Below are 17,304 nucleotides of genomic sequence, written 5' to 3' on the forward strand. Positions count from 1 at the left end.
GTTGTGGTTTTGATCATGAGCGATGCAAATATTCTAAAGCCGCAGGATGAGGCGGGCGTTCTGGATGCGGTGCAGGACGCGCTGGCCAGCTCCACCCCGCTGGAAATTATCGGCCATGGCTCCAAGCGCGGCATTGGACACAGGGTCGATGCGGGCCGCGTGCTCGACGTGTCGCAGCTTACGGGCGTGACCCTGTACGAGCCGGACGAACTGGTGCTCTCGGCAAAGGCCGGAACGCCGATGGTCGAGATTGAAAAGCTTCTGGCCGACAACAATCAGTGCTTCCATTTTGAACCGATGGATTACGGTCCTTTGCTGTCGGGCGAGCGCGGTCGCGGCACGATCGGCGGCGCGCTGGCTGCCAATCTGTCTGGTCCGCGCCGTCTCAAGGCGGGTGCTGCGCGCGATCATGTGCTTGGCGTGCGCGTTGTGTCGGGACGGGGCGAATTGTTCAAGTCCGGCGGTCGCGTGGTCAAGAATGTGACGGGTTATGATCTGTCCAAGGGCATGGCCAATTCCTGGGGCACGCTGGGCGTCGCCACCGAGGTGACGTTCAAGGTTCTGCCGAAGCCGGAAACGGCGGCCACGCTTGTCGTGCGCGGGCTGACCGACGAACAGGCGGCGCGTGTCATGGCCATGGCTATGGGATCGCGCGAGGAGGTCGCTTCGGCAGCACATTTGCCGCCGACGGTTGCCAATCGCTTCCTTGATGGAAAGCTCGGCTGGGAAGCGGCGACCGTGTTGCGGCTTGAGGGCTTTGCGCCTTCGGTCGAGCATCGCAGCCGCCAATTGCAGGCATTGCTCCGCCAGTCCGGCATGGTGGAAGCGCTCGACGGGGCGCAATCGCAGCAGCTCTGGCGCGAAGTGCGCGATGTCCTGCCTTATGCCAATGCGGGCGACAATCGTGCTGTATGGCGTGTTTCGATGACGCCGATGCAGGGCTGGCAGATGGTGGACGAGTTCCGTCGTCATGCAGGCGTCGATGCCTATTATGACTGGCAAGGCGGCTTGATCTGGATGCGGATGGAGGCCGACCCGGAAGCGCAGATCTTGCGCAAGCTGATCGCCAGACATGGCGGCGGGCATGCGACGCTGGTGCGCGCGCCGGAGGCGATCCGCGCCGGTGTTGACGTTTTCGAACCGCAGCCAACAGCACTTGCGGCCTTGTCGCAGCGGTTGAAGCAGCAATTCGATCCGGAAAATATTCTCAATCCGGGCCGCATGCATTCTCATCAGGTTGGAGCGTGACACGATGCAAACCCATTTCAGCCCCGACCAGCTGCTCGACGCGAGCGTTCAGGAATCGGAAAAAATCCTGCGCAAATGCGTGCATTGCGGCTTCTGCACGGCCACATGCCCGACCTATGTGACGCTGGGCAATGAACTCGACAGCCCACGAGGGCGCATTTATCTGATCAAGGACATGCTGGAAAACGGGCGTCCTGCGGATGAGGAAGTCGTGCGCCATGTCGACCGCTGCCTGTCGTGCCTTTCCTGCATGACGACCTGTCCTTCAGGCGTCAATTATATGCATCTGGTCGATCATGCCCGCGCGCATATCGAGAAAACCTTCAAGCGCCCGTTCATGAACCGCTTTCTGCGTGGTGTTCTGGCGCAGGTTCTGCCTTATCCGGGCCGGTTCCGCGCAGCGCTGAAACTGGCAAAGCTCGGCAAGCCGTTTGCGCCGCTTTTGCGCAAGAGCGACGCCCTGAAACCCATGGCGGCGATGCTTGATCTCGCGCCGCAAAGCCTGCCAGCGGCGGTTCCCGTCGAAACCATCAGCGCCGCCAAGGGCGAAAAGCGCGGTCGGGTGGCAATTCTCAACGGCTGTGCGCAGCCTGTGCTCAATCCGGGTATCAATGCCGCCACCTTGCGACTTCTCAACCGCTTCGGCATCGAAGTGGTGACACCGAAGGGCGAAGGGTGCTGCGGTTCGCTGGTTCACCATATGGGCCGCGAGGAGCAGGCGCTGGAACAGGCGCGGCACAATGTCGATGTCTGGATGCGCGAGATCGAGGCGGGCGGTCTCGACGCGATCATCGTCACGGCGTCCGGCTGCGGCACGACGATCAAGGATTATGGGTACATGTTGCGGCTCGATCCGGCCTATCAGGACAAGGCTGCGCGGGTTTCGGCGCTGGCAAAGGATATCACCGAATATCTGACCGTCATCGACCTGCCGGAACCCGATGCGCCGCAGCCACTGACGGTCGCCTATCACTCGGCCTGCTCGATGCAGCATGGGCAGAAAATTGTGCGGCAGCCTAAAGACCTGCTCTCAAAAGCGGGCTTTACGGTGAAGGAACCGCTGGAAGGGCATCTGTGCTGCGGATCGGCTGGCACCTACAACATCATGCAGCCGGAGATTGCCGCCAAGCTGCGCGACCGCAAGGTGAAGAATATCGAGGCAACGGGTGCGGCTCTGATCGCAACCGGCAATATCGGCTGCATGACCCAGATCGCCACCGGCAGCAAGTTGCCGATTGTCCACACGGTGGAGCTGATCGACTGGGCCTATGGCGGGCCGAAGCCGGTCGCTCTCTCAGGCTCCCGTCTTCACTGACGCGGCATAGTGCAACGGAAAGCCCTTGAAGCTTTTCGTTTCTTTCAGAACGAAGGTCGTCTGCATTTCCTTGATACGCGGCAGGCGGCGGAGTGTGGACATGGCGAAATCGGCATAGGTGTCGAGATCGCGTGAGACCACCTGCAGCAGAAAGTCGGCATCGCCAGCGATGCTGTAGCAGGTGATCACGTCGTCGAGGTCCATCAGCTCGGCGGCGAACTGTTCCGCCTCCAACTCGCTGTGACTGTCGATCTTGATCCGCACGAAGGCCATGACGCCAAGACCGATTGCCTTGCGATTGAGATTGGCGCGATAGCCGTCGATCACGCCATCGTCTTCCAGCTTGCGCATCTTGCGCCAACTGGGGGAGGTGGACATGCCGACCTGATCGGCCAGCGCCTGATTGGTCAGGCGACCGTCTTCCTGCAAAGCTTCGAGAATGCGAATATCGGACGGTTCCAGCATGCTCATAAAATCTACCTGAATTATAGTAAGTTTGGGTAGAAGCTACCTTATCATGATCATAATCAGGTAAGAAAGGCAGGATCGCCCCGGAGATGCGGTGTATTTCTCAGACAGAAACACCAAAATTCTGGAGCCATCATGCAGGAAGATCTGCGTCTCGCCGTTATCGTCAACCCTGATCTGGCGCAGGGCCTTTTAGCAAATACGGTCGCGGCCATCTCAATCGGACTTGGTGCGCAGCTGCCGCAAGTTGCGGCGCGGCAACTGGTTGATCGCTCAGGCGTCGCCATCGACATCAGCTCCGACCGTCCTGTGCCGATCCTGCAAGCGGACGCGGAAACGATCCGGTCGATCCTGTTGAAAGCGGCTGCACATGAAGACAGGGAAGCGGTTGTGGCCTTTCCAGCCTTCGCGCGGGCAATGCATGTCTATGCGGAATATGAAACCACGTTTCCGAACCGCGATCTTGCCGCCGAGGTCATTGATGGGGTGGGGATCGCCGGTCCCGCCAAATGGGTCCGCTCACTGACCGGTAGTCTGAAATTATTGCGATAGAAAAAGCCGGGCAGGTGCCCGGCTTTTTGTTCGAATGCTTTGGATCAGCCCGCAGAGAACGTGGCCGGGTTCGGGCCGATACGGCCATCGGTCTTGTCCAGCTTGGTGATGGCATCGTGATCGGTGCCATTGAGGCTGAAATCGAAGACCTCGAAATTTTCCTTGATGCGCGCGGGCGTGACCGACTTCGGAATGACGATATTGCCGGTCTCGATATGCCAGCGCAGGATAACCTGCGCGACAGACTTGCCGTGTTTCGCGGCAATCGCCTTCAGCTTTTCGTCCTCCAGAATCTTGCCCTGCCCAAGCGGGCTCCAGGCTTCCGTGGCGATGTTGTGCTTGCCATGGAACAGGCGCAGCTCGTCCTGCTGGAACTGCGGATGCAGCTCGATCTGGTTGAGAACCGGCGTGACGCCGCTTTCCTTGAGAATGCGTTCAAGATCGGCGGTGCGGAAGTTCGACACGCCAATGGACTTCACGAGGCCCTCTTCCTTCAGCTTGATGAAGGCGCGCCATGTTTCCATGAACAGGTCTTTGGAAGGCATCGGCCAATGGATCAGATAGAGATCCACATAATCGGTGCCGAGCTTTTTCAGGCTGGTCGCAAACGCTTTCAGCGTCGACTCATAGCCCTGCTCGCTGTTCCAGAGTTTGGTCGTCAGGAAGATGTCGCCGCGTGCAATGCCCGAAGTGTTGATGGCTTTGCCAACGCCTTCTTCATTGCCATAGATCGCGGCAGTGTCGATGTGCCGGTAGCCCGCTTTCAGTGCTTCGCTGACCGCTGTAACCGCTTCATCATTGCCCACCTGCCAGACACCGTAACCGAGCTGCGGAATATGGTTGCCGTCATTCAGTTTTACGGTCGGTACGGTCATGAACTATCCTTTCCCTCCATCAAAATACGGCACCGGCTCATATCCGGTACAACCGCATTTCTGGCCGCCCTCTGGCGGCTCCGTCCATATTTTCTCAAATCATCACTGGCAGCATATGGGTGTTCGCGGGAAAAGCAAAAGCCTTTTCAGGTCGTTTTGCGACTTGTTGCAGGCTCTTTTCCTCAAATAATCCAACGTTTCAGAATTATGAATGGAAAAAGCCGCCCTGCGGACAGGGCGGCTTTGTTCAACTGTAAAACTGTTCCGCAACGGGTCAGCGAACCACGACGCGGGCGCCGATGGGAACCCGTTCGTAGAGATCGGTCACATCCTCGTTGCGCATGCGGATGCAGCCGGAAGACATGGCCTTGCCGATGGTCCATGGCTGGTTGGTGCCGTGAATACGGTAAAGCGTGGAACCGAGATAAAGGGCGCGTGCGCCAAGCGGATTGTTGACACCGCCATCCATGCGCGCAGGCAGGATGCGGCCCTTCTTGCGCTCGCGGGCGATCATTTCCTTCGGCGGCGTCCAGCTTGGCCATTCGGCCTTGCGGCTGATGCGCTGCGAACCTTTCCAGCTAAAGCCCTGCTTGCCGACGCCGACGCCATAACGCATCGCCGTGCCGCCGGATTCGACCAGATAGAGAAAGCGCTTGCCTGTATCGATGACGATGGTGCCGGGCTTTTCCTTGCCGGAATAGGAAACGCTCTGCGGCAGATAGGCCGGGTCGATCTGGCGCTTGGCCGGTGCCGTGGCCGGGTTTTGCGCCGGGCGCTGGTACGAAACCTGACGATAGCTCGATTTCTGCTTCTGGCGTTGCTTGACCGTTGTGCGGCGCACGGGCTGCTGGACGGTGCCGTCTGGCATCTGGCGCACGCGAGCAGGCTGGCCGTGCAGCTGCGCTACCCAAGGCGCGGACAGATCGGGACTGACTGCGACCGGCGGCAGGGTTGCATAACGTTCACTGGCGAAGGCCATGCCGGTGCTGACGACGGAAACGGCAATCGCCGCGAGCGATCCGATCAAAAGAAGATGACGTGGTTTCATGGTCCAGATCCGTCCCTCTTTGCGCCATCATCCGGGTTTCTTCACCTGTCTGGGTTCATTGGCGCGGTTGCCTGGCTGCACCTCCTGACATGCCCTGTCAGGAGAACAACGTTCAATTTCATGACGGGATTGTGCGCCCCAATGGAATCGTAAAGGTAAATTTCGGTCGCGTGTTCTGCCTGCCTGAAGCTCTAAGTAGAGTTGTGGTTAGCGTCGGGTTGCGTCACATGTTTAATGATCGATGAAGCTTTGCGCATGTCCCCGAAAAGTGGGAAACAGTTTTCGGATAGTGTCGTGAGCTAAGAAAATGGAGGCGGGAAAATGAGTGATGTTGCCGAGGTCAAGACAGGTTTGATCGTCAGCGAGGATGGCAAGACCCGCTGCTTCTGGCCGGGCGTCTTGCCGGATTATCTCGCCTATCATGATAATGAATGGGGCGTGCCGGTCTCCGACGATTTCCGGTTGTTCGAGAAGATATGCCTTGAAGGTTTCCAGTCGGGGCTGTCGTGGCTGACGATTTTGCGCAAGCGCGAAAATTTCCGCACGGCATTCGACGGCTTCGATTTCCACCGCGTTGCACAATATGACGAAAAAGACGTGGAACGCCTGCTCGCCGACAAGGGTATCGTGCGCCATCGCGGCAAGATCGAATCGACCATCAACAATGCAAACCGCGCCATTGAACTGGTCGCGGAAAAGGGCTCGCTAGCGGCCTATTTCTGGTCGTTCGAGCCGGGTGCGGCGGACCGCCCCGCCGTGGTCGATTATCCGACGCTGGTGGCCAATCCGAAAACCGATACATCCATCCGCATCTCCAAGGATTTGAAAAAGCGCGGCTGGTCCTTCGTCGGGCCGACAACGGTTTATGCCTTCATGCAGGCCATGGGTCTGGTCAACGACCACATCGAAGGCTGCCACTGCCGTGCCCAAATAGAAAAACTGCGGCAGGCATTCAAGCGGCCCCAATAAGCTACGCGCCAAGAAACAGGGATTGCTAAGGAGCAGTCTTTCTGCCAGAAAAACGCGCTTGTTCGGAGATTGGCTATGGATTTGACATCGCTCATTGCTTTCGCGGGTATTCTGGTCGTTGCTGCGGGCACGCCGGGGCCGAATGTCGGCGCATTGGTTGCGCGTGTCATCAGCCGTGGGCATAAGGGCGTCTTTCCATTCATGTTTGGCCTCTGGCTCGGCGATGCCGTGTGGCTGTCGCTTGCCGTCTGGGGCCTGTCCGCTCTCGCCAACAGCTTCCACACCGCGTTTCTGGTGCTGAAATATGCGGGCGTGGCCTATCTGATCTATCTGTCGTGGAAAATGTGGACCGCCCCGGTCAATGAAGAAGCGGATGAAAACGCCATTCCGCGCGAGGGTGAAGGGCGCAAGCTTTTTCTCAGTGCACTTGCCGTCACGCTCGGCAATCCGAAGATCATGGTCTTTTACATCGCCATTCTGCCGACGGTCGTGAATATCAACCACGTTTCGCTTGTCGGCTGGGCAGAACTGCTGGCTGTCATGTTTGTCGTGCTGGCGGCAGTAGACACCGCATGGGTGGTGCTGGCCGCGCAGGCCCGGCGCGTTTTGCGCAGCCCGCGCATGATGCGCATTGCCAATAGAACCAGCGCTGGCGTGATGGCGGGCGCTGCCGTCGCCATTGCCGCACGCTGAACACGCTTCCCGCACTTGCCGCAACGGACTTGATCGGTTAGGAAACCGGCAACGGGTTTGCTGCCGGTTTTTCCGGCATGTATTGTATATATTTAGCGATCAGGCAGGAAAAATGGCCGATAAAGCGGACAAGATGAAGGCGCGGCTGCCGCGCGGGTTTGTCGATCGGGTTCCGGACGACTTGCGCGCCGCCGAAAAGATGATGGCGACGATCCGCGAAGTCTATGACCTCTATGGCTTTGAGCCGGTGGAAACGCCGCTGGTGGAATATACCGACGCGCTCGGAAAGTTCCTACCGGATCAGGACCGTCCGAATGAAGGTGTGTTTTCCTTTCAGGATGACGATGAGCAGTGGCTGTCGCTGCGCTACGATCTGACCGCGCCGCTGGCGCGCTATGTCGCCGAAAATTTCGAGCAGCTGCCGAAGCCTTATCGCAGCTATCGCAATGGCTGGGTGTTCCGCAATGAGAAGCCGGGCCCGGGCCGCTTCCGTCAGTTCATGCAGTTCGACGCCGACACGGTTGGCGCGCCGAACGTCTCTGCCGATGCCGAAATGTGCATGATGATGGCCGACACACTGGAGCGCCTTGGCATTCGTCGTGGCGACTATGCGATCCGCGTCAACAACCGCAAGGTTCTGGACGGTGTGCTGGATGCCATCGGCCTTGAAGGCGAGGGCAATGCTGCCAAGCGCCTGAACGTGCTGCGCGCCATAGACAAGCTCGACAAGTTCGGCCCGGAGGGCGTGCGCCTTCTGCTCGGCAAGGGTCGCCTCGACGAAAGCGGCGATTTTACCAAGGGTGCTGAACTTAGCCCTGCTGCAATTGAAAAGGTGCTGGCCTTTACCGCCGCCGGTGGTACGACCGGAGCCGATACGATTGCCAATCTGCGCGCCGTCGTTGCAGGCAATGCCAAGGGCGAAGAAGGTGTCACCGAACTCTCCGACATGCAGGCGCTGTTCTCGGCAGGCGGCTATGATGGCCGCGTGAAGATCGACCCGTCCGTGGTGCGCGGTCTTGAATATTACACCGGCCCGGTTTTCGAAGCCGAACTTCTGTTCGACGTGACCAATGAAGACGGCCAGAAGGTCGTGTTCGGTTCGGTTGGCGGCGGTGGTCGTTATGACGGCCTCGTGTCGCGTTTCCGTGGCGAGCCGGTTCCGGCGACGGGCTTCTCCATCGGCGTTTCGCGCCTGATGACGGCGCTGAAAAACCTCGGCAAGCTGGATGTGTCGGATGTCGTCGGCCCGGTCGTCGTGCTGGTGATGGACAAGGACACGGAAAGCCTCGGTCGTTATCAGAAGATGGTCTCCGATCTGCGGCAGCAGGGCATCCGCGCTGAAATGTATGTCGGCGGTTCCGGCATGAAGGCGCAGATGAAATATGCCGACCGTCGCGATGCGCCATGCGTGATCATTCAGGGCTCGCAGGAGCGCGAAGCCGGTGAAGTGCAGATCAAGGATCTGGTCGAGGGCAAGCGCCTTTCCGCCGAGATTGAGGACAATGTGACCTGGCGCGAGAGCCGTCCGGCGCAGATCACCGTCAAGGAAGACGGACTGGTCGAAGCGGTTCGGGAAATTCTCAGCAGTCAGGCGCAGGACCGCGCTCAAGCCGCAAAGTGATCGGAATCATGGTTGCAACGCGCACATCGCCGGTTTTCAACGCGCTTCGCACTGAGCTTGATGCGCGCGATGCCGATCTGGTGGAAATACCGCTGATCCAGCCTGCCGATCCATTTCTGGATATGGCGGGCGAGGATCTGCGCCGTCGCATTTTCCTCACCGAAAACGAGAATGGCGACAGCCTGTGCCTGCGGCCGGAATTCACCATTCCGGTCTGCCGCAACCATATTGCGCTCAATGCCGCAACGCCGAAGCGTTACGCTTATCTCGGCGAAGTGTTTCGCCAGCGCCGTGACGGCGCGGCTGAGTTTCTTCAGGCAGGCATCGAGGATCTGGGTGCTGCCGATGAAGCGGCTTCGGATGCGCGCTCGATTGCCGATGCGCTGTCCTGTGTGCGTTCCGTTGTCCCTCAAGCCAAGCTCGAAATCGTGCTGGGTGACCAGTCGGTTTTCGCAGGCATGCTGAAAGCGCTTGGTTTGCCGCAGGGCTGGCGCAAGAAGCTGCTGCGTTCCTTCGGTGATGCGCATTCCATGCAACTGGCTCTGGCCGAACTGACGGGCGACAAGCTGCGCGATTCGCTGCCGGAAACGCTGGCCGTTCTCGTTGCAGAAGGTGACGAAACCGGCCTTGCGCGCACGCTGGAAGCAGAAATGCTGGAAGCTGGCATTTCGCCGGGCGCTGGCCGTTCGCCTGCGGAAATCGCCCGCCGCCTGATCGAAAAGGAAGATCTGGCCGCCACGCGGTTCCCCGCTTCGGCGCTCGATCTGCTCAAGCAGTTTCTGGAAACCCATGTCACGCTCGATTCCGCGGCGGTGACATTGCGGGCCTTCGCATCCGAAAATGCGCTCGATCTTGGCGCTGTGCTTCAGAAATTCGAAGCCCGTGCCGAAGCGATTGCCGCGGCTGGCATCAAGACCAGCGATATCGTCTATGACGCGTCGTTCGGGCGTCCGCTCGATTATTATACCGGCCTCGTTTACGAAATCCGCGCCGCGGCCGTAGAAAAGGATGCGGTTCTGGCGGGCGGCGGTCGTTACGACCGGCTTTTGACCATGCTCGGCGCTTCCGAAAACATTCCCGGCGTCGGCTTCTCGATCTGGCTGGACCGGCTGCAAGTGCTGGCGGGAGCAACGAAATGAGCGTCACATTGGCATTGCCGTCCAAGGGGCGGCTGAAGGAACAGACGCTCGCCGTTCTCGAAAAGGCCGGTTACAAGGTGATCCTGCCGGATGACGACCGTAATTATCGTGCGCGCGTCGAAGGCGAAGACGATCTCGATATCCTGTTCCTGTCGGCTTCCGAGATTGCCCGCGAGCTGGGTTATGGCAGCGTTGATATGGGCGTGACAGGCGAAGACCTCGTGCGCGAAACACTGGCCCATGCCGATGAGCGCGTGGCCATCGAGGCGGAACTGGGTTTCGGTCACGCCGATGTTGTTGTCGCCGTGCCCGAAGTCTGGCGCGATGTGACCAGCATGGCCGACCTTGATGACGTGGCTGCCGATTTTCGCCAGCGTCATGGTCGCCGTTTGCGCATCGCCACTAAATATTGGCGTCTGACGCAGCAGTTCTTCTCGCAAAAGCATGGCATTCAGGTCTATCGCATCGTGGAAAGCCTCGGCGCGACCGAAGGCGCTCCGGCGGCAGGGTCCGCCGACATGATTGTCGATATTACGTCCACCGGCTCCACCTTGCGCGCCAATCGTCTCAAGGTGTTGGAAGATGGCATCATCCTGCGCTCGCAGGCCTGCCTCGTCTCGGCGCGCCGCAGCCATGGCAATGCCCGTGTCGCGGAAATTGCCGAGCGTATCCGCAAGGGTCTCGTGGCCTGACGCTTTCGTTATGCTATGACGTTCAATGAAAAGCCGGTCTGAGTTCAGACCGGCTTTTGTGTTTTGGATTAGCGTTTCGGTCTGCTGCCAACGAGGCCATAAAAGGCGATATAGACATAGCAGATGATAGGCATCAGGAAGGCGTAATGAAGGCCGACCGTATCCGCCAGCGCGCCCTGGATCAGCGGAATGATCGCGCCGCCGACAATGGCGAGATTGAGAATTGCTGAACCCTGGCTGGTATGTTTGCCAAGTCCATGCAGCGCCAGGCTGAAGATGGTCGGGAACATGATCGAGTTGAACAGGCCAATGGCCAGAACCGCCCACATGGAGACATTGCCGATTGTCGCGACCGTGAGGAGCAGCAACAGAATGGCCACGACGGCATTAAAGGCCAGCGCCTTGCCGTCATCGATATAGCGCATGGCTGCCGAACCGATGAAGCGGCCAACCATGGCGCCACCCCAGAAATAGGCGACGTGATGCGCAGCTTCGGTTTCGGACAGTCCGACCACGCTCGGGTCACTCAGGAAATTGACGAGGAAGCTGCCGACGCTGACTTCCGCGCCCACATAGACGAAAATGCCGATGGCGCCCAGCACCAGATGCCGGTACTGCCAGGCAGAACCTTCGTCCGCGACCGCGCTTTCTTCCGCTTCCACATCCGGCAGTTTCAGGATGGCGAAGACGATGGCGAGGACGACGAAGGCCAGTGCCAGCAGGAGATAGGGAAATTTGACTGCATCCGCTTCGGACGCGACGGTAGCGTCGGTGGTTGCAGCAGACAGGATCAGCAATGCGCCGAAAAGCGGTGCAATCGTAGTGCCGAGCGAGTTGAACGCCTGTGTCAGCGTCAGGCGGCTGGCGGCTGTTTCCGGCTTGCCGAGGATCGTCACATAGGGGTTTGCCGATACTTGCAGGATCGTCACGCCGGAAGCCAGCACGAAAAGCGCACCGAGAAACAGCCCATAGACCCGGTATGACGCCGCCGGGATGAACAGCGCGCAGCCAATCGCAGCGACCACAAGGCCGACGACGATGGCGCGTTTATAGGAGATGCGTTTGACCAATGCTCCGGCGGGCAGGGATACGATGAAGTATGCGCCGAAGAAGCAGAACTGGATCAGCATCGACTGGGTATAGTTGAGCTGGAAGACGTTCTTCAGATGCGGGATCAGAATGTCGTTGAGGCTGGTGATGAAGCCCCACATGAAGAACAGAACGGTCAGGCTGGTCAGCGCGAAACCGAAATTTCCAACAGGGGTTGAGCCAGTGGGAGACTGACTGCGGGTTGCGGTGGAAACAGACATTTTTCTCTACAATCTATGCTTGGGGAGGAATTTGGGCATGCAATGGATCGTTTGCGGAGCGGTGGTCATTAAATGCTGAAATGGGAGGCTTAATTATCGGGGTGCTCTGCCCGCACAAACTATATCGGAAGAAGATTCTGAAAAGGTTGTTTCGATAAAAATTGCGTGTTCGCGCTGGCGGTGCGAAAGCGGTCGAGAGCAGAACAAAAAAGCCGCGCCCGATGTTTCATGCGGACGCGGCTTTATTCATTTCATGCGCACCGCCCAATAGTATCGAAGGCGGTGCGTTGTGATTCAGGCTTTGATCAGCCGCGCTTGGCGTCGATCGACAGCGAGCCTGCGCCATGCAGAGCGAGCAGGAAGAGACCGCCAGCGATGGCAAGGTTCTTCTGCGCCATCAGGGCGTTCATGCCTTGAGAAAAGTCCATGTGCGCAACGAGCGTTGCACCAATGGTGAACAGGCCGACGATGGCGGCTGCGATACGGGTCTGGAAGCCAACGAGAATGGCGATGCCGCCCACGAACTCAACGAGGCCGACGACCACAGCCGTAACCGTTGGAAGCGGGAGGCCGATGCTGGAGAAATAACCAGCCGTGCCGGAAATAGCCGTCAGCTTGCCGAAACCGGCAATGATGAAGAGGATCGAAAGAAACACGCGGGCGATGAGTGTTACAGCGCCGTTGGACTGTGGGGTAATCGAGGACATGGGGGAGCTATCTCCTGTTGAACTAAGCCACCAATTATCGACTAACTACTGTCAAGAAAAGACGTATAATTCTCGACAGTTCGTTCACTGCATGTAGACGATCATTTGCCCCTGATTATTCAGGCGCAATCATGCGCTCCGCCCGGACGAGCCGGTCGTAGTCTTCGGCGCTCACAAGCCCACTCGCCAGCGCTTCCTCGCGCAGGGTCGTGCCGTTCTTGTGTGCGGTTTTGGCGATCTTCGCTGCACCGTCATAGCCGATGGCGGGCGCCAGCGCGGTCACCAGCATCAGCGACCGGTCCAGCAATTCCTTGATGCGGGTTTCATTGGCTTCGATGCCGTCCACGCAATGATCGGCGAAAGAGACCATCGCATCGCTGAGCAGGCGGATCGATTGCAGGACGTTATAGGCGATGACCGGCTTGAAGACGTTCAGTTCGAAATGGCCCTGGCTCGCGGCGACAGTCACGGCGGTCTGGTTGCCAAAGACCTGCGTTGCCACCATGGTCATGGCCTCCGCCTGTGTCGGGTTCACCTTGCCGGGCATGATGGACGAGCCCGGCTCGTTTTCCGGCAAGGACAATTCGCCAAGGCCGGAGCGCGGGCCGGAACCCAGGAAGCGGATATCATTGGCGATCTTGAACAGATCAGCCGCCAGCGCGTTCAGGCTGCCATGGAAGTTGAGAACCGCGCCATGGCTCGCCAGCGCTTCAAACTTGTTCGGCGCGGTCTTGAAGGAGAGGCCGGTGATTTCGCTGACCGCATCGGCAAAACCGGTGTCGAAGCCAATCGGCGCATTGAGACCGGTGCCCACCGCCGTACCGCCCTGCGCAAGCAGGAAAACATCGGCCAGCGATTGCTCGATACGATGACGCGCATATTCAAGCGCTGCGCGATAGCCGGAAAATTCCTGCCCAAGCGTGACGGGCGTTGCATCCTGCGTATGGGTGCGTCCGATTTTGATGATGTCCCGGAAGGCGTCTTCCTTGACCTTGAGCGCCTTGGTCAGATGCTCCAGCGCCGGGTAAAGGCGATTGACGGCTTCAACCGCCGTGGCGATGTGGATCGCTGTCGGGAAGCTGTCATTGGACGACTGGCTCATATTGACGTGGTCGTTCGGATGAACCGGCTTCTTGGAACCTTTTTCGCCGCCAAGCAGTTCGATGGCGCGATTGGAGATCACTTCATTGGCGTTCATGTTCGACTGCGTGCCGGAACCGGTCTGCCAGACGACGAGCGGAAAATGATCGTCAAGCTTGCCTTCAATCACTTCGGAAGCTGCAACCGCGATGACCTGACCGAGAACCGGATCAAGCTTGCCGAGCGCAATATTGGTTTCCGCTGCGGCGCGTTTCACAACGCCCAGAGCATGGACGAGCGGCAGGGGCATGCGCTCGCCGCCGATCTTGAAATTCTGCAAGGAGCGCTGCGTCTGCGCGCCCCAATAGCGGTCGGCGGGAACATCGATCGGTCCGAAAGTATCTGTTTCGGTACGCGTGGCGGTCATTTCATGTCTCCGGCTAGCTTTCAGCCCGCAACCGGGCGTCATGGCAATGAATATAGCACTACCGAGGGATTGGTAGCTCCGTATTTTCCTTACGTCGCTATTTGACAAAATATGATTATAAAATTCAACTTTATTTGAGCGGAAAATTTCCGCGTTCTTCAGTTGTCTTCATTATCGTCGTCGCCGCCCTCGGTTTCGGAGATCCACGCGGTCGGTTCGATCTTGCGCTGGGTCTTGCTGTCGGTGAAGGTCCACCAGCCGGTGTCGGTCTCGTCCCACTGCCCCCCGCCAGCGTTCAATTGCGCCAGCGAACGATATTGCGCGATGGATTCATTCCGCTGGTCGTCTTCGTCGGTCCAGACGACCGTAATCTTGCGACCATCCTTGGGGGCAGTGTCGATAGGCAATTCTTTGCGCATGAGATTTTCCGTCCTCTTTCCGTTGCGATAACGATAGGGCAAAATCGGCGGGAGGCAAGTTGAAGCGCGTCGGGCAAAAGCACGAACGGGCCTGCATTCGCAAATACGCACAAAAATGTGGTCGCCGGAAATCTGTGAAAGAAGCGTCTGAAAGTGGAAAGGCAGGCCGAAGCCTGCCTTTCCTGTCGCCTGAGACAGGACTTCCGGGGTGCGGGGGCAAACTGGAAGTCCATCTCATTTCAACCGGATTGACCACGAATGGTTGCCTCAAGTCAATGAGAACTTGCTAAAATAGAATTTTATCTTGGGCAAAGGGGGCGAAGGGTAAATTTTTTATAAATCACAGATGGTTACGCTGCGTAACAGAAAGGCGCCCAGTGGTCGCGATCCCGCATTGGAGCGGGTGCATAATTGGCGCATCAGTCCTTTAGGCATAAAAAAACCTCCGGTCGAAACCGGAGGTTCTCTTTAAAGTAGTGCTTTATGGACTTGCTTGAAATCCATGCCGCCACCCGCGCCGCTTTGCGGCGCAGGCTTATCCACTCATGGGCGTGCTTTATGGATTTCTTAGAAATCCATGCCGCCCATGCCGCCCATGCCGCCAGGCATGCCAGCCGGAGCTGCATCCTTCTTCGGCAGTTCAGCGATCATGGCTTCCGTGGTGATCAGCAGGCCAGCAACCGAAGCTGCATTCTGCAGAGCCGTGCGGACAACCTTGACCGGGTCAACGATGCCGAGAGCGATCAGATCGCCATATTCGCCGTTGGCAGTGTTGTAGCCAAAGGTGTCGGAGCCGTTTTCGAGGATCTTGCCGACGATGACCGAAGCTTCTTCACCAGCGTTGGTCGTGATCTGACGGGCCGGAGCCTGGATCGCACGACGAACGATGTTGATGCCAGCTTCCTGGTCAGCATTGATGCCCTTGGCCTTGATCTGAACCGAAGCGCGGAGCAGAGCGGTGCCGCCGCCAGCAACGATACCTTCTTCAACCGCAGCGCGGGTTGCGTTCAGGGCGTCGTCAACGCGGTCCTTCTTTTCCTTCACTTCAACTTCCGTTGCACCGCCGACGCGGATCACGGCAACGCCGCCAGCGAGCTTGGCAAGGCGTTCCTGAAGCTTTTCACGGTCGTAGTCCGAAGAGGTTTCGTCGATCTGCTGCTTGATCTGGCCAACGCGCGCGTCGATTTCGGCCTTCTGGCCTGCACCGTCAACGATCGTGGTGTTTTCCTTGGAGATCGACACCTTCTTGGCGCGGCCGAGCATGTCGAGCGTAACGCTTTCGAGCTTGATGCCGAGATCTTCGGAGATAACCTGACCACCGGTGAGGATCGCGATGTCTTCGAGCATGGCCTTGCGGCGGTCGCCGAAGCCAGGAGCCTTGACGGCAGCAATCTTCAGGCCGCCACGCAGCTTGTTGACGACGAGGGTAGCAAGAGCTTCGCCTTCTACGTCTTCAGCGATGATGAGGAGCGGCTTGGAGGTCTGAACGACAGCTTCGAGAACCGGCAGAAGAGCCTGGAGGTTCGAGAGCTTCTTTTCGTGCAGAAGGATGTAGGCGTCTTCGAGGTCAGCAACCATCTTTTCAGGGTTGGTGACGAAGTACGGCGACAGGTAGCCGCGGTCGAACTGCATGCCTTCAACGACTTCGAGTTCGGTTTCGGCAGTCTTGGCTTCTTCAACCGTGATGACGCCTTCGTTGCCGACTTTCTGCATCGCTTCAGCGATCATCTTGCCGATTTCGGCTTCGCCGTTAGCGGAGATCGTGCCAACCTGTGCAACTTCTTCCGAGGTGTTGATCTTCTTGGCCTTGCCGAGAAGGTTTGCAACAACTTCCGAAACTGCGAGGTCGATACCGCGCTTCAGGTCCATCGGGTTCATGCCAGCGGCAACAGCCTTGGCGCCTTCCTGAACGATAGCCTGACCGAGAACGGTCGCGGTGGTGGTGCCGTCACCGGCAGTGTCGTTGGTCTTGGACGCCACTTCGCGCAGCATCTGTGCGCCCATGTTTTCGAACTTGTCTTCCAGTTCGACTTCCTTGGCGACCGAAACGCCGTCCTTGGTGATGCGCGGAGCGCCGAAGGACTTGTCGATCACGACGTTGCGGCCTTTCGGGCCGAGCGTGACCTTAACAGCGTCAGCGAGGATATCGACGCCGCGCAGCATCTTTTCGCGCGCAGTGCGACCGAATTTTACGTCTTTTGCAGCCATTTTACTCTCCTGGGAATATCCCGGTCAGGTATGGTGAGTTGGTTTTGAGGCAGGAGCGAAACCGCTCTGTCTCTTTGTTTTTAAGCATTATCCTACGCAAAACCGCTTAGCACTTTTGCTGGAAATGCTCCGGGCTAAATGAATTAGCCGACGATACCCAAAATGTCGGATTCCTTCATGATCAGCAGGTCTTCGCCGCCAATCTTGACTTCCGTGCCCGACCACTTGCCGAACAGAACGCGGTCGCCAGCCTTGACGTCCAGCGGAACGAGCTTGCCAGCTTCGTCACGAGCGCCGGCGCCAGCAGCGACGACTTCGCCTTCCTGCGGCTTTTCCTTAGCGGAATCAGGGATAATGATCCCGCCAGCGGTCTTTGCTTCCGATTCAACGCGACGAACGACGACGCGGTCATGAAGCGGGCGGAACTTGATATCAGCCATGGTATAACCCTTGGTGTTATAGACGTTGAACCCTGTTATGCGGATCAATCCGATCCGCGCTGTTAGCACTCTCTCTTCCAGAGTGCTAACGTG

Annotated in this window: 17 protein-coding genes; 8 read left to right on the forward strand and 9 right to left on the reverse strand. The window is 58.4% G+C overall.

Features of this window, described 5'->3' with window-relative positions:
* Positions 1 to 15 precede the first annotated feature (15 nt).
* The gene (gene glcE, locus D8666_RS17945) at positions 16 to 1,248 is read left to right on the forward strand and encodes a glycolate oxidase subunit GlcE (protein ID WP_109367816.1); all 1,233 of its coding nucleotides are present in this window, start codon (positions 16 to 18) and stop codon (positions 1,246 to 1,248) included.
* A 4-nt stretch (positions 1,249 to 1,252) separates the two neighbouring features.
* A complete protein-coding gene (gene glcF, locus D8666_RS17950; protein WP_109367815.1) occupies positions 1,253 to 2,563 on the forward strand; it encodes a glycolate oxidase subunit GlcF in 1,311 nt (436 codons plus the stop codon).
* On the opposite strand, the gene D8666_RS17955 is transcribed toward glcF, so the two are convergent.
* Complete coding sequence (locus tag D8666_RS17955; protein WP_109367814.1) at positions 2,543 to 3,034, reverse strand: Lrp/AsnC family transcriptional regulator; 492 nt, start codon at positions 3,032 to 3,034, stop codon at positions 2,543 to 2,545. The genes glcF and D8666_RS17955 overlap by 21 nt on opposite strands.
* Positions 3,035 to 3,166: 132 nt before the next feature.
* Here D8666_RS17955 and D8666_RS17960 point away from each other — a divergent pair, with 132 nt between their 5' ends.
* Positions 3,167 to 3,583: a DUF2000 domain-containing protein gene (locus D8666_RS17960; RefSeq protein ID WP_109367813.1), complete on the forward strand. Its 417-nt coding sequence runs from the start codon at positions 3,167 to 3,169 to the stop codon at positions 3,581 to 3,583.
* Between the two features lie 44 nt (positions 3,584 to 3,627).
* On the opposite strand, the gene D8666_RS17965 is transcribed toward D8666_RS17960, so the two are convergent.
* Together D8666_RS17965 and D8666_RS17970 are read right to left on the reverse strand one after the other, a co-directional pair.
* Positions 3,628 to 4,458 (reverse strand): aldo/keto reductase, encoded by an 831-nt coding sequence (locus D8666_RS17965; protein WP_109367812.1) that lies wholly within the window; start codon positions 4,456 to 4,458, stop codon positions 3,628 to 3,630.
* A gap of 274 nt (positions 4,459 to 4,732) precedes the next feature.
* Positions 4,733 to 5,506 carry a L,D-transpeptidase gene (locus tag D8666_RS17970; RefSeq protein ID WP_121538905.1) on the reverse strand — a complete coding sequence of 258 codons (774 nt, stop codon included), beginning with the start codon at positions 5,504 to 5,506 and terminating at the stop codon, positions 4,733 to 4,735.
* A gap of 321 nt (positions 5,507 to 5,827) precedes the next feature.
* On the opposite strand from D8666_RS17970, the gene D8666_RS17975 reads away from it, so the two are divergent.
* From D8666_RS17975 to hisG, 5 genes are all read left to right on the forward strand, one after another.
* Entirely contained in the window at positions 5,828 to 6,475 is a 648-nt protein-coding gene (locus D8666_RS17975; protein ID WP_109367810.1) for a DNA-3-methyladenine glycosylase I, read from the forward strand.
* Between the two features lie 75 nt (positions 6,476 to 6,550).
* Complete coding sequence (locus tag D8666_RS17980; RefSeq protein WP_109367809.1) at positions 6,551 to 7,168, forward strand: LysE family translocator; 618 nt, start codon at positions 6,551 to 6,553, stop codon at positions 7,166 to 7,168.
* A 112-nt stretch (positions 7,169 to 7,280) separates the two neighbouring features.
* Positions 7,281 to 8,789 carry a histidine--tRNA ligase gene (gene hisS, locus D8666_RS17985; protein WP_109367808.1) on the forward strand — a complete coding sequence of 503 codons (1,509 nt, stop codon included), beginning with the start codon at positions 7,281 to 7,283 and terminating at the stop codon, positions 8,787 to 8,789.
* Positions 8,790 to 8,797: 8 nt separating this feature from the next.
* Positions 8,798 to 9,928 (forward strand): ATP phosphoribosyltransferase regulatory subunit, encoded by a 1,131-nt coding sequence (locus tag D8666_RS17990; RefSeq protein ID WP_109368037.1) that lies wholly within the window; start codon positions 8,798 to 8,800, stop codon positions 9,926 to 9,928.
* Positions 9,925 to 10,620, forward strand: coding sequence for an ATP phosphoribosyltransferase (gene hisG, locus D8666_RS17995; RefSeq protein WP_109367807.1), 696 nt, complete (start codon positions 9,925 to 9,927; stop codon positions 10,618 to 10,620). Before D8666_RS17990 ends, hisG begins: the two co-directional genes overlap by 4 nt.
* Positions 10,621 to 10,688: 68 nt before the next feature.
* On the opposite strand, the gene D8666_RS18000 is transcribed toward hisG, so the two are convergent.
* From D8666_RS18000 to groES, 6 genes are all read right to left on the reverse strand, one after another.
* Entirely contained in the window at positions 10,689 to 11,930 is a 1,242-nt protein-coding gene (locus tag D8666_RS18000; protein WP_109367806.1) for a sugar MFS transporter, read from the reverse strand.
* A 305-nt stretch (positions 11,931 to 12,235) separates the two neighbouring features.
* Entirely contained in the window at positions 12,236 to 12,637 is a 402-nt protein-coding gene (locus D8666_RS18005) for a DoxX family protein (protein ID WP_109367805.1), read from the reverse strand.
* Positions 12,638 to 12,752: 115 nt separating this feature from the next.
* Positions 12,753 to 14,144, reverse strand: a complete 1,392-nt coding sequence (gene fumC, locus D8666_RS18010) for a class II fumarate hydratase (RefSeq protein ID WP_109367804.1) — start codon at positions 14,142 to 14,144, stop codon at positions 12,753 to 12,755.
* Between the two features lie 158 nt (positions 14,145 to 14,302).
* On the reverse strand, positions 14,303 to 14,563 hold the full coding sequence (locus D8666_RS18015) for a hypothetical protein (protein ID WP_109367803.1): 261 nt from the start codon (positions 14,561 to 14,563) through the stop codon (positions 14,303 to 14,305).
* Positions 14,564 to 15,130: 567 nt separating this feature from the next.
* Complete coding sequence (gene groL, locus D8666_RS18020; protein WP_109367802.1) at positions 15,131 to 16,771, reverse strand: chaperonin GroEL; 1,641 nt, start codon at positions 16,769 to 16,771, stop codon at positions 15,131 to 15,133.
* 143 nt (positions 16,772 to 16,914) lie between these two features.
* Positions 16,915 to 17,211 (reverse strand): co-chaperone GroES, encoded by a 297-nt coding sequence (gene groES / locus D8666_RS18025; protein ID WP_109368036.1) that lies wholly within the window; start codon positions 17,209 to 17,211, stop codon positions 16,915 to 16,917.
* Between the last annotated feature and the right edge of the window lie 93 nt (positions 17,212 to 17,304).

This window comes from Ochrobactrum soli, from assembly GCF_003664555.1.
GTDB lineage: Bacteria > Pseudomonadota > Alphaproteobacteria > Rhizobiales > Rhizobiaceae > Brucella > Brucella teleogrylli.

Coding starts and splice junctions, on each gene's coding strand:
- glcE (WP_109367816.1), top strand. CDS start 16: ATGAGCGATGCAAATATTCTAAAGCCGCAGGATGAGGCGGGCGTTCTG.
- glcF (WP_109367815.1), top strand. CDS start 1,253: ATGCAAACCCATTTCAGCCCCGACCAGCTGCTCGACGCGAGCGTTCAG.
- D8666_RS17955 (WP_109367814.1), bottom strand. CDS start 3,034: ATGAGCATGCTGGAACCGTCCGATATTCGCATTCTCGAAGCTTTGCAG.
- D8666_RS17960 (WP_109367813.1), top strand. CDS start 3,167: ATGCAGGAAGATCTGCGTCTCGCCGTTATCGTCAACCCTGATCTGGCG.
- D8666_RS17965 (WP_109367812.1), bottom strand. CDS start 4,458: ATGACCGTACCGACCGTAAAACTGAATGACGGCAACCATATTCCGCAG.
- D8666_RS17970 (WP_121538905.1), bottom strand. CDS start 5,506: ATGAAACCACGTCATCTTCTTTTGATCGGATCGCTCGCGGCGATTGCC.
- D8666_RS17975 (WP_109367810.1), top strand. CDS start 5,828: ATGAGTGATGTTGCCGAGGTCAAGACAGGTTTGATCGTCAGCGAGGAT.
- D8666_RS17980 (WP_109367809.1), top strand. CDS start 6,551: ATGGATTTGACATCGCTCATTGCTTTCGCGGGTATTCTGGTCGTTGCT.
- hisS (WP_109367808.1), top strand. CDS start 7,281: ATGGCCGATAAAGCGGACAAGATGAAGGCGCGGCTGCCGCGCGGGTTT.
- D8666_RS17990 (WP_109368037.1), top strand. CDS start 8,798: ATGGTTGCAACGCGCACATCGCCGGTTTTCAACGCGCTTCGCACTGAG.
- hisG (WP_109367807.1), top strand. CDS start 9,925: ATGAGCGTCACATTGGCATTGCCGTCCAAGGGGCGGCTGAAGGAACAG.
- D8666_RS18000 (WP_109367806.1), bottom strand. CDS start 11,930: ATGTCTGTTTCCACCGCAACCCGCAGTCAGTCTCCCACTGGCTCAACC.
- D8666_RS18005 (WP_109367805.1), bottom strand. CDS start 12,637: ATGTCCTCGATTACCCCACAGTCCAACGGCGCTGTAACACTCATCGCC.
- fumC (WP_109367804.1), bottom strand. CDS start 14,144: ATGACCGCCACGCGTACCGAAACAGATACTTTCGGACCGATCGATGTT.
- D8666_RS18015 (WP_109367803.1), bottom strand. CDS start 14,563: ATGCGCAAAGAATTGCCTATCGACACTGCCCCCAAGGATGGTCGCAAG.
- groL (WP_109367802.1), bottom strand. CDS start 16,771: ATGGCTGCAAAAGACGTAAAATTCGGTCGCACTGCGCGCGAAAAGATG.
- groES (WP_109368036.1), bottom strand. CDS start 17,211: ATGGCTGATATCAAGTTCCGCCCGCTTCATGACCGCGTCGTCGTTCGT.